This window comes from Maricaulis parjimensis, from assembly GCF_016817355.1.
In the GTDB taxonomy this organism is placed as follows: domain Bacteria; phylum Pseudomonadota; class Alphaproteobacteria; order Caulobacterales; family Maricaulaceae; genus Maricaulis; species Maricaulis parjimensis.
Genome location: NZ_JADOTT010000011.1, coordinates 1 through 14,053, shown reverse-complemented (window position 1 = coordinate 14,053; position 14,053 = coordinate 1). Strand labels below are relative to the sequence as shown.

General features: G+C 64.2%; 16 protein-coding genes. 2 read left to right on the top strand and 14 right to left on the bottom strand.

Annotated elements, in window-relative coordinates:
- Window positions 1-28 precede the first annotated feature (28 nt).
- On the top strand, window positions 29-3,355 hold the full coding sequence (locus I0K07_RS14750; protein WP_203294766.1) for a beta strand repeat-containing protein: 3,327 nt from the start codon (window positions 29-31) through the stop codon (window positions 3,353-3,355).
- A 2-nt stretch (window positions 3,356-3,357) separates the two neighbouring features.
- Here the strand turns inward: I0K07_RS14750 and I0K07_RS14745 are convergent, their stop codons facing one another.
- The 11 genes from I0K07_RS14745 to I0K07_RS14695 all read right to left on the bottom strand — a co-directional run bounded on the left by I0K07_RS14745 (window position 3,358) and on the right by I0K07_RS14695 (window position 10,341).
- Window positions 3,358-4,389, bottom strand: coding sequence for a DUF481 domain-containing protein (locus I0K07_RS14745; RefSeq protein WP_203294764.1), 1,032 nt, complete (start codon window positions 4,387-4,389; stop codon window positions 3,358-3,360).
- Window positions 4,390-4,469: 80 nt separating this feature from the next.
- The gene (gene rpoH, locus I0K07_RS14740) at window positions 4,470-5,357 is read right to left on the bottom strand and encodes an RNA polymerase sigma factor RpoH (protein ID WP_203294762.1); all 888 of its coding nucleotides are present in this window, start codon (window positions 5,355-5,357) and stop codon (window positions 4,470-4,472) included.
- Window positions 5,358-5,533: 176 nt separating this feature from the next.
- Complete coding sequence (locus I0K07_RS14735; RefSeq protein WP_203294760.1) at window positions 5,534-5,923, bottom strand: DUF6768 family protein; 390 nt, start codon at window positions 5,921-5,923, stop codon at window positions 5,534-5,536.
- Entirely contained in the window at window positions 5,904-6,491 is a 588-nt protein-coding gene (locus I0K07_RS14730; RefSeq protein ID WP_203294758.1) for an RNA polymerase sigma factor, read from the bottom strand. Before I0K07_RS14730 ends, I0K07_RS14735 begins: the two co-directional genes overlap by 20 nt.
- A 115-nt stretch (window positions 6,492-6,606) precedes the next feature.
- A complete protein-coding gene (locus I0K07_RS14725; protein ID WP_203294756.1) occupies window positions 6,607-7,008 on the bottom strand; it encodes a hypothetical protein in 402 nt (133 codons plus the stop codon).
- A gap of 108 nt (window positions 7,009-7,116) precedes the next feature.
- Complete coding sequence (locus I0K07_RS14720; RefSeq protein ID WP_203294754.1) at window positions 7,117-8,136, bottom strand: DUF481 domain-containing protein; 1,020 nt, start codon at window positions 8,134-8,136, stop codon at window positions 7,117-7,119.
- Window positions 8,137-8,244: 108 nt separating this feature from the next.
- Window positions 8,245-8,424, bottom strand: coding sequence for a hypothetical protein (locus I0K07_RS14715; protein ID WP_203294752.1), 180 nt, complete (start codon window positions 8,422-8,424; stop codon window positions 8,245-8,247).
- A 119-nt stretch (window positions 8,425-8,543) separates the two neighbouring features.
- Window positions 8,544-8,984: a hypothetical protein gene (locus I0K07_RS14710; RefSeq protein WP_203294750.1), complete on the bottom strand. Its 441-nt coding sequence runs from the start codon at window positions 8,982-8,984 to the stop codon at window positions 8,544-8,546.
- A gap of 12 nt (window positions 8,985-8,996) precedes the next feature.
- On the bottom strand, window positions 8,997-9,422 hold the full coding sequence (locus I0K07_RS14705) for a hypothetical protein (protein WP_203294748.1): 426 nt from the start codon (window positions 9,420-9,422) through the stop codon (window positions 8,997-8,999).
- A gap of 33 nt (window positions 9,423-9,455) precedes the next feature.
- A complete protein-coding gene (locus I0K07_RS14700; protein ID WP_203294746.1) occupies window positions 9,456-9,839 on the bottom strand; it encodes a hypothetical protein in 384 nt (127 codons plus the stop codon).
- 106 nt (window positions 9,840-9,945) lie between these two features.
- Complete coding sequence (locus I0K07_RS14695) at window positions 9,946-10,341, bottom strand: hypothetical protein (RefSeq protein ID WP_203294744.1); 396 nt, start codon at window positions 10,339-10,341, stop codon at window positions 9,946-9,948.
- Between the two features lie 143 nt (window positions 10,342-10,484).
- On the opposite strand from I0K07_RS14695, the gene I0K07_RS14690 reads away from it, so the two are divergent.
- Window positions 10,485-11,624 (top strand): serine hydrolase domain-containing protein, encoded by a 1,140-nt coding sequence (locus I0K07_RS14690; protein WP_203294743.1) that lies wholly within the window; start codon window positions 10,485-10,487, stop codon window positions 11,622-11,624.
- Between the two features lie 12 nt (window positions 11,625-11,636).
- Here the strand turns inward: I0K07_RS14690 and I0K07_RS14685 are convergent, their stop codons facing one another.
- The 3 genes from I0K07_RS14685 to I0K07_RS14675 all read right to left on the bottom strand — a co-directional run bounded on the left by I0K07_RS14685 (window position 11,637) and on the right by I0K07_RS14675 (window position 13,015).
- A complete protein-coding gene (locus tag I0K07_RS14685; protein ID WP_203294741.1) occupies window positions 11,637-12,098 on the bottom strand; it encodes a hypothetical protein in 462 nt (153 codons plus the stop codon).
- Window positions 12,099-12,145: 47 nt separating this feature from the next.
- Window positions 12,146-12,550, bottom strand: coding sequence for a hypothetical protein (locus I0K07_RS14680; RefSeq protein ID WP_203294739.1), 405 nt, complete (start codon window positions 12,548-12,550; stop codon window positions 12,146-12,148).
- Between the two features lie 81 nt (window positions 12,551-12,631).
- Window positions 12,632-13,015 (bottom strand): hypothetical protein, encoded by a 384-nt coding sequence (locus tag I0K07_RS14675; protein ID WP_203294737.1) that lies wholly within the window; start codon window positions 13,013-13,015, stop codon window positions 12,632-12,634.
- Window positions 13,016-14,053 lie beyond the last annotated feature (1,038 nt).

Sequence of the window (14,053 nt, the reverse complement as noted above, 5' to 3'; positions counted from 1 at the left end):
ACGCAAGGTAAACACCCCGGGGGACATCATGCGTTCGAACACTTTGGCCAGCACGGCGCTGACGACGATTCTGGCTGCTCTCATTCCGGCAGGACATGTCTGGGCTCAGGATGTCCATCTCAAGGAAAACAGCTCCGAAGCCAACAAGGAAAGCGCGGGGGATGCCACCAATCTGGCGCTCATCCAGCAGCTCGAGCAAAACCGTCTCCAGACCCTGATCCTCGCCCAGGCAATCGGCGAAATGTGTGCCGAGCAGGAAAGCCAGGCAGCGAGTTGTGTGCTCGTGGCCCAGTTGCAGGCCTCCGGCGCGCTGGACATGCCCGACACGCTCGCCCCGGCCTTCCCGGAGATCACCGATAGCGAACCGGTCCTGACCACTGCGTCGGGCAAATCACCCTCCGCCCTTGCCGCGACCGCCCCGGGTCCCCTCGCCGCCGCCAATGTCACGGCGGACTGCGCCGTCGGCGCCGGAGCCGATTCCACCCAGTGCGGCGTCGGGGCCGATGCCAGCGGCGCACAATCCACCGCCGTCGGCACGAATGCGCTGGCGGACAGTGATGACGCGACAGCCATCGGTGAAGGCGCCGAGGCGACCGCCGACAATACGCTGGCCATCGGCCAGGGCGCATCCGCTTCGGCCGAATGGGCTGTGGCTGTCGGCGAAAGTGCCACGGCTTCGCAGATCGATGCCGTAGCGGTTGGCAATGATGCGCTGGCGGACGCGGAATACGCGACCGCGGTGGGCGGGACGGCGACGGCGAGCGGGTTTGACTCCACCGCGCTCGGCAATGCGGCCACAGCCAGTACGGACCAGGCCACGGCGGTCGGCGCCAATGCCTTCGCCGATGCCGATGATGCCACGGCCATTGGCGAGAACGCCATGGCGCTCGAGGAAAACACAACCGCGGTCGGCCAGGGTTCCGAAGCCTCCGGCTTTGCCGCCAGCGCCTTTGGCGAGAGCGCGACGGCCAGTGCTGACGGCTCGACCGCGCTGGGCAATGATGCCGCGGCCATCGGGATCGGGTCCGTAGCCGTCGGTGCCGACGCGACGGCCGGGGATGATGGCGCCATTGCCATCGGTGCCGACTATGACGGTGACGGAACCGGCGCCAATGCCTCCGGCATCGACAGTCTGGCCATTGGCGGTGATGCCGTCGCCAGCGGGTCGGAAGCCCACGCCATTGGCTGGCTCGCCAGCGCGACCGGCGACCAGTCCATCGCCCAGGGCTGTGAAGCCTCTGCGAGCGCTGATGGCGCCATCGCCATCGGCATGAGCGAGGATTGCGATGACACGGACGCCCTGTCCGGCGCCCAGGCCAGCGCGGCGGGTGCCATCGCCATCGGCGAATCCACATCGGCGGGCGGCACGAATGCCCTCGCCTTCGGGGCATCCGCCTCAGCGTCGGGCACACGCGCCTCTGCCATCGGCTCCGGCAGCGCGGCCAGCGGCACGGATGCAATCGCCATCGGCACGTCAGCCACGGCGAACTTCGACAATGCGATTGCCATCGGCAATGGGGCGGCGGCCACGAGGGCTGACCAGATCGTGCTGGGCACCTCTTCCAGCACGCTCACCCTGGCCGGTGTCACCTCCGCAGCCAGTACATCGGCCCAGGGCAGTGTGACGGGTCTCCTCACCACGGATGCTGACGGCAATATCGCCTCCGACGGCGGTGCCCTGCAGTCCAGCGTTGATACCAACACAACCGACATCGCGACCAATGCGACGGACATCGCCACCAACGCCTCGGATATCGCGGACAACGTCACCGACATCGCGAGCAATGCTGCGGATATCGCGACCAACGCCACGGACATCGCGCAAAATGCGTCCGACATCGCCGACAATGCGTCGGATATTTCCGACCTGCAGACCGAAACCGCGGATCTGGGCTTTTATGCCGTGAACTCCACCGGTGCCGATGCCAGCGCAACGGGGACGGATGCCATCGCCATTGGCGGGGGGAGTTCCTCCAGCGCAGAAGGGGCGATCGCCATGGGCCGCAACAGCGCGGCCAGCAGCACGGGGGCCGTGGCCATTGGTGACGGAGCCCTCGCCTCCGGCTCGACCGCTGTCGGCGCCGGCGCACAGGCCATAGCAGCCGATACAGCCGCCTTCGGCATGGCGGCCTTGGCCACGGCGGAAGGCGCAACCGCACTGGGTGAAAACGCCGAAGCCACCGCGCAATACGCCACCGCTGCCGGCGAAGACGCCACGGCGAACGGCATTGGCGCCAGTGCTTTCGGGCGCGGCGCATCTGCCTCCGGTGATGGATCCGGTGCCATCGGCTATGGCGCGTCTGCCGACTACGACAATGCCTGGGCGGTCGGCTTCGGTGCCACAGCCACGCGCGACGACCAGTTCGTGCTGGGCATTGCCTCCAACACCTACACCCTGCCCGGACTGACCTCATCTGCCAGCACGGCGGCCCAGGGCACGGTGACCGGCGTGGTCACCACCGATGCCGACGGCAATCTCGCCTCGGACGGCGGTGCCCTGCAGGCCAGCGTCGACACCAATACGGCGGACATCGCGACCAACACGTCCAATATCGCAACGAACACGACCGGCATTGCGACCAATGCCAGCGACATCGCCACGAATACGGGCTCGATCGCGACCAATGCCGGCAATATCGCCAGCAACACGACGGATATCGCCACCAATTCCAGCGGCATTGCCACCAATGCCGGAAACATCGCGACCAACACGTCCACGCTGGGCACGCACACCACCGCGATCGCGGACAATGCCTCAGCCATTGCCGTGAATGCCGCGGACATCGCCCTGCTCCAGGCCGGCGTCGCCGGAAATGGCCAGGACTTCATCGATCTGCAGAATGATGTGGCTACAAACACGACCGACATCGCGACGAATGCGGCGAACATCCAGACCAATTCGGGCCGGATCGATACCAATGAGGCGAATATCGCGACCAATACCGCCAACATCGCCACCAACACGACGAATATCGCCCGCAATACAACGCGGATCTCGGCCAATGAGACAGCCATTGCCAGCAATACGAGCTATATCGACATGCTGCGCGCCGACGTCTCGGACCTGCAGGTCAATTTCGACGCGCTGGCGCTCCAGGCCAACCGGAATTCCCGCGCCATCCAGGAAAACACGGACGGGATCGCCATCGCGAACGCCCTGTCAGGTTCAACCTGGCTGCAGCAGAATGAGCAATTCGCGGTGACGGCCAATTGGGGCTATTACGGCGGCTCCAGCGGCATCGCCGTGGCCGGTGCCGCCCGGATCGACAACCGGGTCTCGGCCAATTTCGGGGTCGGTGTCGGCAGTGATACGGGCCGGGTCGGCGCTCGCGCCGGTGTGCGGGTGGGCTGGTAGGTCTAGAACTCGCGCACAATCGAGAAATCGAGCCGACTGTCCGTGGGGTCCACCCCCGGCTGCGGCTCGAACTCGTGCTTGACGCGATAGCCCAGTTCCACGCCCCAGCCCTCGGAAATGGCGGTGGTCAGCTTGAAGCGCTGCTCACCGCGCGGCTCCGGGCCGGCCAGGAGCGTCGTCTCTGAGGTCAACTGGGCGCTGTCCGACAGCGCCAGATCATAGACCGAGCCGATCTCCAGCACCCAGCGTGTCCGCCCGTCCTGCCCGACCGGCACGCGATGGCGGACGCCCGGTCCGGCACGCAGGATCCAGCTTTGCTGCTCACTGTCGAGCGGATGGAAAGTGCCCCCGGCGGCCAGAAGGGTGGAATAGTCATAGCCGGACATGCGGTCCTGCTCATAGCTGGAGCCGACGAAATAGCTCCAGCGGTCAATCGAGGGCTGTTCACCCCGCGCCTCGACGACCAGCCGGTCCCGCGTCGTGATGCCGGCATTCTCGGTGTAGTAATATTCCGCCTTGCCGTCGAACCCCCAGCCACCATTCAGGGGACGGCGGAATTCCAGCGCGATATTGTAGTCCGTCTGTTCGGTATTGCCCTGATCGATCGCCAGGCCCAGCTTGACCCGGCCGTTCCAGTGATAGGGGTGCAGCCAGTCCACAGCGCCGCTCCAATGCTGCACGCCTTCGCGGACACCGGTATCATCGCCGGCGGGCTGATCGGATCCGGCCGGGCCCGTTTCACCCTCCAGGAGAGGCCCGGCCAAATGCGCAATCTCGCCCGGTGCCGTGGCCGTCGTCCAACTGGCCATCACATCCATGCGGCGCGGCGCCAGTTCGGCGATGGCGGCGATGATCGCGTCGCGCCCGCCCGGCACCACACTGGCCAGAAGCTCGGCTGTTTCCAGGAATTCCGCATCGCTCTGTCGGGCATCAGCCGCCTCGATCAGCGTCCGGTAGTCAGCGGACAGATCGGCATGGGCAGACGGGCAATAGATCGCCCCCGCCACAAGAAGCGGAACAGACAACAAGCGCATACACAGGACCTTTCGAATGACGAAAGACCTACCGGCAAGCCACCGGTAGGTCCAGTCATGCGATACGCAAATGGCTGAAACTAGTTGAGAAGACCTTGATCCGCGGCCATCTGCTTCATGGCCTTCTGGAGCTTTTCAAAGGCCCGCACCTCGATCTGGCGGATACGCTCACGGCTCACGCCGTAATGATCGGCCAGTTCTTCCAGCGTCTTGGGCTCTTCGGTCAGACGGCGTTCCTGCAGGATGTGCTGTTCGCGCTCATTGAGCTCACCCATCGCCGATTGCAGCAGGGTCATGCGCGTGTCGAACTCGTCCGACTGGGCCAGTTCCTCTTCCTGGCTCTCCGCCTCATCATCCGACAGCCAGTCCTGCCATTGGCCTTCGCCTTCCGTGCCGCGCAGCGGCGCATTCAGGGAGGCATCCGGGCCGGACAGGCGACCATTCATGGAAACCACGTCTTCCTCGGTCACGCCCAGCTTGGTGGCGATCGCTTCGACCTGTTCCGGCTTGAGGTCACCCTCATCAATGGCCTGCATCTGGCTTTTCATGCGGCGCAGGTTGAAGAAGAGCTTCTTCTGCGCGGCCGTCGTACCCATTTTCACCAGCGACCAGGACCGAAGGATGTATTCCTGGATCGAGGCGCGGATCCACCACATGGCATAGGTGGCCAGGCGGAAACCCTTATCGGGATCGAATTTCTTGACCGCCTGCATCAGGCCGACATTGCCTTCGGAGATCACTTCGGCGACCGGCAGGCCATAGCCGCGATAGCCCATGGCGATCTTGGCGACGAGGCGCAGGTGCGACGTCACCAGTTTTTCGGCAGCCTGGGTGTCCTCATGCTCGCGCCAGCGCTTGCCCAGCATGAATTCCTCATCCTTGGACAGCATCGGAAAACGGCGGATCTCCGCAAGATAGCTGGAGAGCCCCTGTTCCGGCGAAAGCGCGACTGAAACTGCATTGGCCATAAGCAACATCCTATCCCATCGGCGAACAGCGGGCATGCGTCATTTGCACGCCCCCCATTGCCGTGTCCGAGACATATTTGGGGATCGCATTCCCCGAATGTAACCCCCTCACGCCCGTGTGATGTGAATGAGGGCCATTCGTGAATGCTTGAGTTCCGGACTCAGGCACTGTTCGCTCACACACTCTCCCGCGCCTGCCCACGGGCCAGTTGGAGTTCCAGGCGCTTGATCTCGCGCAGGACGCGGTTGGACAGGAGTTGGTAGCCCAGGGTCGATTTCATGAAAATACCGACGAAGAGCGAGCCCATCACCAGTACGCCCCAGCGCATGGTCATCACCGGGTCGGTGGTCTGGAACATTTTCCAGATCGCCCAGCCGGCGAGGACGGCGCAAGTGATATTGGTGATGTAGATCACCCACATCACCCAGGCCAGCTTGCCCCGGAACAGGGCGAAGGCCTGGGCGAAATAGCCGGGCTCCTCGCCCAGCTCACCGAAAATCTCGCGATCCTCGGCATCGAGCGCCTCGCTGATCATCCGGTCGAGATCATCTGTTGATCGTGTCATATCCCTCTCCTTCCTGATGAGGATCCAATTGGGCGGCGAGCTTTCGCCGCGCATGCATGAGCCGCGTCTTCACCGTGCCTGAAGGCACGCCGAGCACGACGGAAATTTCCGAAACGGTCAGCCCGTCCTGGTGGTGCAGGGCCAGTGTGATGCGCTGGGCTTCGGGCAGATGCGTCATGGCCCGGCGGACCGCGGCGAGATCGGAACGCACTTCCGCCTCCGCCTCTCCCTCGATCCGCGCCTCGGCCAGTTCGGCCGTCAGGTCCTGGCTCAAGCGCCGCTCGCCCTGCCGGGTCTTCACCCGGGCGGCCGCCTTGCGCGAAACGATCCGGTAGGCCCAGGCCGGGAAAGCCGCCGGCGCGTTGAGCCGGTTGAGACCGCGCACAATGTCCAGCCAGGATTCCTGCAGGATGTCGCGGGCTTCCTCGGCATCATCGCTCAGCCGGCGGGCATGGCGCAGCAGATCGCCCTGCCAGAGGCGCACGAGCTGGCCAAGGGCCGCCCGGTCACCATCCTGGGCGCACAGGACCAGATACTCTCCCAGCACACGTTTGCGCGTATCCGCCATGCCCAATCCCGATGACGGCCCGAAGGCCCGTTTCAAGGGAAAGGTGCGCGGATTTTCCGGAAGGGTTCAATAAGGCAGGATGAAGATATCAGTTCACCGCCGGATGTCCGGCAGGTCAGCTCGACTTGGGAACCGGTGGTTTGAACTGGAGATAGCCCCGCTCCACCATGCGGCGCATGGCTTCATAGGCTTCGGACAATTCCTCATAGGCCGCGCGCAGAAGGGTGAGGCGTTTGACCTCTTCCTCGGTCAGCGGCGAGCGGGAACGGGCGGCCGACATGGCGGCATCCACCCAAGCGCTGCGGGCCTTGGAGGCTGACAGGGCCAGATTCTGGAAATCCTCGATCCCGACCGAGTGAATGGTCTTGGACATCACCGCCTGATTGGCAGCAAAAACCGTATAGTCGATCTGTTCGAGATGGCCGCGGCGCTTGCGCTGCTCGGCCGGGTCCTCGACCAGGTCCGGTTCGAAATGATCGGATACGCGGCGATAGCTGGACGTCACGATCTTGCCCATGGCGATACCTCCTCTACGGGCATCAGGGCAAAACTCTCGCCTCAAAGGCCTTAATAAAGCGTGCAATGGCGCTTTTTACCGGTTCTGGTCGCCCCATGGGCAGCGGGATCAGAACCCGTAGAGAAGCGAGATATCCAGCCGGGTGTCGGTCGGCTCGAAGCCCGGACGGTCCTCGAATTCATGCTCGATGCGCAGACCGGTCTGCAGGGCCCAGTCACCGAACAGGCGGCTGGTCAGACGGAAACGCTGGTCCACCCGTGAACCTCCGCCCAGAAAGCCGGTCGTCTCGGAAGAGAATTCCACGGTTTCGGAGAAAGCGTAGGAAAAGCTGGAGCCCACTTCGCCCACCCAGTCCGTCTGGGTGGCTCCGCCAAGGGCCCGTTCGCGATAGCGCTGGCCAGCACCGGCGCGGAGTTGCCAGTCGGCCTTTTCACCGGCAAGGACATGCCAGATGCCGCCCGCTGTCACGAAGGCGGAGGCCTGATAAAGCCCGATTTCGTCGCGCTCATAGGAGCCGCCGGCATAATAGCCGATCCCGCTGTCCAGCTCGCGCGAGACCCGCGCCTCGGCCAGCCAATTGTCCCGTGTCGTCGCCACGGCATTCTCGGAGAAGAAATACTCGAACTGGCTGTCCAGCTGCCAGCCATGCTGGAATTCGCGGTCCAGTTCGACGGCGAAGGTGAAGTCGGTCAGTTCCGAATTGCCGCGCTCGACATTGACGCCGAAGCTGACATGACCGGACCAGCTGTCCGCCTGCAGGGCGCGCAGCGGTGCGGCCAGCCAGCCGCCGGAACCTTCCGGGGCTTCGGTCAGGTCCACGGGTGCCTCAATGCTGCGATGTTCCGGCTGCGGCGCCTGAGCCACCACTTCCGGGGCCGGAGCCGGCAGGGGCCAGTCCGCGAAAGCATCGGCGCGATTGGAGAAATGATCGAGAATGGCTTGGTGCACTTCGGCACGGCCGCCCGGCACCAGGACTGACACCATGTCGGCAATCTCGACGAAACGCTCATCGGGCGTATCCCGCCGGTCAGCCTCGGCCAGCAATTGCTGATAGCTCTCCGGCAATTCGGCTTTCGCCAGGCCCGGCATGGCCAGCATGACAAACGCGGCGATCAGGATACGCGGCATGACAATCCCCTCGAACATCGGCCGATACGGCGTGTAGCGGCCTTAACTATGCCGGGGGACTTAAGATTTTATGGCCTCAAGTCGAGGCCAGCCTGCCAGCAAAGGGGTTCAGTGCGCGATATGGACCGTGCGGATGCCCTGGCTGCGACCCGCCGGCTGGATGGCCTGGACATCGTGCCGCGCCTCGGCGACCTGTTCCAGCTTGGCGTAGGAGGCAAGCCGCTGCGCGCGTTTTTCCTGCTCGCGACGGTCGGCCAGCATGGCGGATTTCAGCGTGTCTTCGGACATGGCGATCTCCTTTCTCTATCGAATCAAATCTAGCGATTGATCCGATCAATAGGAAATCGATCTTTGCGATGGAGGGTATTGAATCCGGCTATGGCAGGACCCCGGTTCGCCTGGCGGCCCTAGTCCTGCTGGTAGGTCGCCGTGTCATACTTGCCGTAATACTCCGCCTCCGGATCATCCGGCACCCAGCACAAGTCCGTGAAAGCCAGCGTGGTCCCGGCAGTCAGGCGAGGCCATTCATGACAATAGGTCGTGATGGGCTGGGACAGATCCCCCAGAAGAAGACCATGGACCGTAACGGAACCGTCCGCATCCATCTCCCAACTTGTCTCATAGATCTGGGAGTTGAAACCCACCGGCGGCGCATCCGTCGACTGCATGATGTAAATCACACCACCGGCCTGGAACTCGACGATGATGCTCGACACGCCCATCCCTCCGGAGAGGATGAAGCTGGACCCCTCCGGCGAGAGCGGCGCCTCATCCTGGGCAAGGGCCGGCGCGCCCGCACTGACCGCCAGGGCCAAAGCCCCGATCTGCATGTGTTTCAGCTTGATCATCGCGAAATACTCCTATTCACGCCGGATCAGCGGGCCGCTGGGCTCCTCGGCCGGCCACCAGCAGGGCATGTCCTGGAATTCAAAACCGACCGGCACGTCGGGCCAGGCCTGACACGTCACCGTGCCAGCCCCATCCGGCATCATCTCGACATTCTGCGCGGTGATCGTGACCGACCCGTCCGCCGCCATCTCCCAGGTGCCGTGACCGTCGGAATAGCGCGGCGGCGTGGCGCCAAATCCCTGATCCACCTGCAGCGTGCCATCGGCCAGGAAGCGGTAGACATAGCCGGTGTCAACGCCCAGCGCCTGTGCCTCATAGACCTGGCCAGCCGGCGAGGCCGGCGTGTCCGCCAAGGCCAATGACCCCAGGCCCGGGGGCGACAGGACCAGAATGACCAGGCCCGAAAAGGCAGTCTTCAGATAATCGCGTACTCTCATGGGTTTCTCCGGCATGGCGCGCAGATGGTCTGCCTACGGGTTTTTGTCGTCCATGTTGAACTGGAAAGGCTGGGACGCCGGCCCCTGACCGCCACCACGCATCACGATATCGGCGGAGGCCTGGCCCTTGGCGTCCATTGGCAGGGGAGCCGGCACAGCTTCCGGCGCAATGGCCGGTTCCACAGGTGCACCGGCCAGTTCAGGCCCGCCCTTGCCGCTGTAATGCCCGTCCGCATCCATCGTGCCCGGCGCCATGCGGCGCGAGTCCGAACGGATACCCGGCAGGCTCGTCACCTCCGGCAACACGCCAGCCAGCGCGTCACGCACCAGATCCGGTGCCGTGTCCTGTGCCTCAGCCGCACCCTGCACCATCGCCATGGCCGCAGCCGCCAGCACAATCCGTCCCAATCCCGTCATGACATCCCCGTCCCGTGTCTCTTCCCACGGGCCGGTCTAAACCGGAGGTTTTAAAAAGCCCGGCGGGAAATACGGACAATTTTACGCAATGCAGCCGGACGCCGCTTCAGCCCGCCCGCATCGCCCACAGCAAAGCCAGACCACCGGCCAGCGAAAACGGCGCCAGACAGCGCATGGCCAGCGGTGAAATCCGCTCGGCCCAGGCCACCGCATAGGCGTGATGCCAGCGCCGCGGCAGGAGCAGGATCAGCACGGAGGTTGCCAGGATGAAACTGCCAGCGACGAGAAACACGGTGGGTGCCCGCGACCCGTCCGCCACGCCGATCAGGCAAAGCCCGGCCAGACCGCGCAGGACATGCTCGCCAATCTGCAGCGTCCAGGTCGAGCCCGCCGCCCGCAAAGCCGCCAGCGCCCGGTGCGGCGCAACAGCCATCAGCCCCGCCACAAAGACGAGCCAGAGGGCGGACAAGAGGGTGCCGATGAGGGCGAATGTGGCGATCATGGCGGGGCTTTCTCGGTGAGCTGTGTGGAAAGGTGGGACGAAACCGCAAAAGGGTTCAACCGGAGCCGCGGTTCGCCGACCGACAGGCTTGCCGTGCGGGTCGCACACCGTCACTCTGGCGGCCGAATTCACGGGGTAAACGAATGAAATCCATTTTCCTGGGCGTATCCGCGCTGGCACTGACCTGTCTGGCCGGCTGTGGCGAGACACCATCCTCCTCTACCCCGGCCGGCAGCGAAGCGAGCCGGCTGGACGCGGCGGCCCGTGCTGCTATGGGTGAGGCCGTGACCGCCACGACGCCGGGCTGTGTGGTCGGTGCGACACGCGCGGGTGAATTCGTCTTCGCGCAGGGCTATGGCCTGGCCAATCTGGAACATGCCGTCCCGATCACGCCGGACACCGTGTTCCGCATGGGGTCGGTCTCCAAACAATTCACCGCCGCCGCCATCGCGCTTCTGGCCAGCCGCGGCGCGCTGGATCTGGACGCCGAGATCCACACCATCCTGCCCGAACTCACCGCCTATGATCATCCGGTCACCATCCGGCAGATGGTCCACCACATGTCCGGCATGGGCGATTATGACGGGGACTTCGAGGTTCGCCCGGGCGAACCCTTCCGCTTCGGCAATGAGGATTACTGGACGATCGAGCAATTCTACGCCGCCGTCGCCCAGCAAGCCCTGTCCCATGAGCCGGGCACGCAATGGCAATATTCCAACCTCGCCTATTTCCTCTTGAGCCAGGTTGTTGAACGCGTCTCCGGCCAGAGCCTGGCTGATTATGCGCAGGCGGAGCTCTTCACCCCGCTGGGCATGGACGACACGCTGTTCAATGATGATGTGAACCAGGTCATCCCCAATCGCGCCTCCGGCTATAGGGCGCTCGAAGATGGCGGATTCGAGACCTTTGACACCAATCTGGACTGGGTCGGCGATGGCGGGCTCTACACGACGCTCAATGATATGCGCCAGTGGGACAATGCCCTCACCGCCAACGCCCTGCCCGACGGGATCGCGCAGACCATGCTGGCCCCCGCCCCGCACGCCCCGGCCGGCGAGCGCGAAGGCTGGGAGGGTCCGATCACCTACGGATACGGCATGTTCCTGGGACAACGCTATGGCCAGACCTATCAGGGCCATAGCGGTGGCTGGGTCGGTTTCACCACCGCCCATATGCGCGCACCGGACAGCGGCCTCACCGTGATGGCGATGTGCAATGGCACCGCCATGTACGGCCCGACCGTCGCCAGCGCCGTGTTCGACACAGCCATCACGCAGGACTAGGCGCGCCTCAGCCTATTGCTGCCGCACCACCGCGGTGACATTGGGATTGGTGATCCAGCACAGGGATTGCGGATCCGCGCTCTCGCCGACGGCGATCTGCGGCCAGCTCTGGCACATCACTTCGGCCTGCCCGGGCGCGAGCAATTGAAGATGCATGTCCGGATGCGTGCCAAACTCCGGCGCTTCACCCAGACCGTCATTGGAATTGCCCTGGATCAGGACCATCCCCTCGGCGTGCCACATCCCGCTACCGCCGGGATCGCCATATCCGTCATAACTGCCGCGCGGCGCCTGGGAGCTGATCTCGCCCCCCGGCACAAACGTGTAGACCACGGTCAGCCCGCTGACCGGCGGACTGTCGCCAAAACTCACGGCATAGACCTGCCCCTCCGGCGAGGCGTCATCCTGGGCCGTCGCGATGGGCGCAAGGAGGAGCGGCACGGCCGCGAGAGCCAGTTTGAACCGTGTTTTCATATCGGTCTTCCCCTTCATGTCCGTCTTTCTGGGCCAGAGGCCGCAGCCTATTGCGTGCGTTCCACCGAGACGGTCATGCCAATCCCGACATCGCGGCTCAGCCAGCACACAGTGTTTTCGCGCTGCCCGACCGCCCAGTCCGGCCAGCCCTCCTCGCAGCCTTCGCCATAAAAGATATCCGCATCGCCCGTCAGGGTGACGTCGGGCCGGCCATCGATCAGCTCGATACCCCAGCTGACCATCTCCACCCCGCCACCGCCGCAATCATAGTCACCCGCCCCGATCCAGCGCCCGTCCGACTGATCCATCACCTCGCTCAAACGCAATTCACACGCATCCGACCCCAGCCGGACCGTCCAGGTCTGATTGGCGGGCAGAACCGGCGTGTCCTGGGCCAGGCCAGCCGGTGTGGCGGCGACGGCCAGTGCAAAAAGCGAAACCAAAAAACGCATGACATCCCCCGGTCTGTCCGAGGCTGAGCCTGCACGCACGCTGATGAAGACAGAGTGAATGGGGGCTGGCGACAAGCCCCCCTACCCTTCCGTCGCGACCTCGAACAGCATCGCATCGCGTACAGCCGGCTCGGTATAGCGCCCATAGATCACCCGCCGCTCCCGCCCGGTCAGATTGACCAGCTCATAGCCGCGCGCCTCGAAACACTCATCATAGGCGGCCATCGCATGCACCCATTGCGCCGACAGCGCACCGGGAATGGTGGAATAGGGCGGCCAGTCCCCCTGCCGGTCGAACAGACCCCGCGCCGAGCCCGGCAAAGCTTCCAGGAAAGCCGCCCGGCAGTCAGCAAGGTCCACCGCAAACTCCACCTCGGACACACCCTCGCGGGCCCAGCTCTCATCACACGCAAAGGGCGGGATGATGTTGGGTGTGATGAGGAGGGTAAGGAGTGTGGTGATCATGGGGTCAATTGGAGCAGGTAATGGGCGTGAATACCACCCTACCCATCCTTCCCCTTGATGGGGACGGAGGAGCCCAAGGACAGTCCGGGAGACTGTCCGACGCGACGACGCCGCGAAGGGCCGGAAGGGGTGAAAGCGCGCAGTGCTTTCAGGATTCCTTGGAGGTCACCCACTCCACCATTGCTGCGCAATGGTCCCCCTCGCCCATCAAGGGCGAGGATGTGGCACCACGCTTAGGGACATGTACCTTCGGTACGTGTCCCGAGAAGACGGGCTCGGCCATCAAGCAATGAACACTCCCACCGGGACACGGACCAGAGGTCCATGTCCCTCTGCCGGTGCGTACATTTCTCCCGGAAACGCGCAGCGTTGTCCGGGACCAACGGGAAGCTCATCGCTGGAAGGCTGGGTTGGCAGGCCCCGGCACTGCGGCCGGGGGAAAGGGTGTGTTTTACAGGGGCCAGAAACACACCTAGCCCACAGCCAGCAGCCGAGCCCTAAAGCGCAACTCACCTGATGCATCGCACACAAGACCGATCCGTACAGACTGCCCGGGTTCCAATTCGACCAAGCGGGGCGACAGTATGAACCGCTCGCCCGCTTCGGTTTCCACGAGAGTCCGCTGCCGGACCCTCGGCGCGTGTTGACCCTCGGAAACCCACCGACCCGACTGGATCACGCGGGCATCAACCGTGCCACAACTCACCAGGCCCGAACTCCGTGACGCGGCCCAGGCAAAGACACCGATCAGGATGAAACAAGCAGCCAACGTCAGACCCAGCCACCACCAACGCCCCGGTGTCATGCCAGCCGTGTAGTAGCGCCAATAGTCAGTCAGTGATGGCTTTTGGGACACTCAACTTTTCCAAGACATGCAGGCCTGTGGCGAGGGAGAATTTTCCTTAAATCCCTTGCCAGCCAGAGGGCCGTATTGAATTCCCGCGGTCAAGGGTGAGAACCGCGAAGCGGCGGCGCTCAAGGACATCACCTGGCTGCGGGTGGGCGGGCCGGCGGACGTGCTTTTCATTCCCGCCGATG

Bases quoted from the DNA above. Each gene is read 5' to 3' on its own strand.
- I0K07_RS14675 (WP_203294737.1), bottom strand. From the start codon at position 13,015: ATGATCACCACACTCCTTACCCTCCTCATCACACCCAACATCATCCCG.
- I0K07_RS14685 (WP_203294741.1), bottom strand. From the start codon at position 12,098: ATGAAAACACGGTTCAAACTGGCTCTCGCGGCCGTGCCGCTCCTCCTT.
- I0K07_RS14715 (WP_203294752.1), bottom strand. From the start codon at position 8,424: ATGTCCGAAGACACGCTGAAATCCGCCATGCTGGCCGACCGTCGCGAG.
- I0K07_RS14730 (WP_203294758.1), bottom strand. From the start codon at position 6,491: ATGGCGGATACGCGCAAACGTGTGCTGGGAGAGTATCTGGTCCTGTGC.
- I0K07_RS14720 (WP_203294754.1), bottom strand. From the start codon at position 8,136: ATGCCGCGTATCCTGATCGCCGCGTTTGTCATGCTGGCCATGCCGGGC.
- I0K07_RS14680 (WP_203294739.1), bottom strand. From the start codon at position 12,550: ATGCGTTTTTTGGTTTCGCTTTTTGCACTGGCCGTCGCCGCCACACCG.
- I0K07_RS14705 (WP_203294748.1), bottom strand. From the start codon at position 9,422: ATGAGAGTACGCGATTATCTGAAGACTGCCTTTTCGGGCCTGGTCATT.
- I0K07_RS14750 (WP_203294766.1), top strand. From the start codon at position 29: ATGCGTTCGAACACTTTGGCCAGCACGGCGCTGACGACGATTCTGGCT.
- I0K07_RS14695 (WP_203294744.1), bottom strand. From the start codon at position 10,341: ATGATCGCCACATTCGCCCTCATCGGCACCCTCTTGTCCGCCCTCTGG.
- I0K07_RS14690 (WP_203294743.1), top strand. From the start codon at position 10,485: ATGAAATCCATTTTCCTGGGCGTATCCGCGCTGGCACTGACCTGTCTG.
- I0K07_RS14710 (WP_203294750.1), bottom strand. From the start codon at position 8,984: ATGATCAAGCTGAAACACATGCAGATCGGGGCTTTGGCCCTGGCGGTC.
- I0K07_RS14700 (WP_203294746.1), bottom strand. From the start codon at position 9,839: ATGACGGGATTGGGACGGATTGTGCTGGCGGCTGCGGCCATGGCGATG.
- rpoH (WP_203294762.1), bottom strand. From the start codon at position 5,357: ATGGCCAATGCAGTTTCAGTCGCGCTTTCGCCGGAACAGGGGCTCTCC.
- I0K07_RS14735 (WP_203294760.1), bottom strand. From the start codon at position 5,923: ATGACACGATCAACAGATGATCTCGACCGGATGATCAGCGAGGCGCTC.
- I0K07_RS14745 (WP_203294764.1), bottom strand. From the start codon at position 4,389: ATGCGCTTGTTGTCTGTTCCGCTTCTTGTGGCGGGGGCGATCTATTGC.
- I0K07_RS14725 (WP_203294756.1), bottom strand. From the start codon at position 7,008: ATGGGCAAGATCGTGACGTCCAGCTATCGCCGCGTATCCGATCATTTC.